Origin of the sequence: Pseudovibrio sp. POLY-S9 (assembly GCF_001431305.1) — a bacterium.
GTDB lineage: Bacteria > Pseudomonadota > Alphaproteobacteria > Rhizobiales > Stappiaceae > Pseudovibrio.
Genome location: NZ_LCWX01000207.1, coordinates 7,706 through 7,997, shown reverse-complemented (window position 1 = coordinate 7,997; position 292 = coordinate 7,706). Strand labels below are relative to the sequence as shown.

The window sequence follows — 292 nt, the reverse complement described above, 5'->3', positions numbered from 1 at the left end:
ACCCCAGCCGCAAACCCAGCAAGGCCGCCGGCTCTGGCAGGTCATCATGAGACTGGGCGGTCAGGTACGCACCATCTCCACCGTGAGCGGCTATGTGGTGGTCGGCTGGGATATGAGTGCTGCGTTAAAGCTTGCCGATAATCTTGGCGCTTCATCTTATCTGGCAGCTTTGATCCTGCCCGAGATCGAGCAGATCGCATGTGCCAAGATTAACGAGAGGCTGCAGGCGGATGGTTGAGCGCAAGGTCTCTGTCAGGTTGGCAGCGATTGGCGGTAAAGCACTCAAAGATGA

The 292-nt window shown here is 57.2% G+C and carries 1 protein-coding gene; it reads left to right on the top strand.

Annotated elements, in window-relative coordinates:
* On the top strand, positions 1-238 hold a 238-nt coding region (locus PPL9_RS32725), incomplete at its 5' end, for a hypothetical protein (RefSeq protein WP_208989520.1).
* Positions 239-292 lie beyond the last annotated feature (54 nt).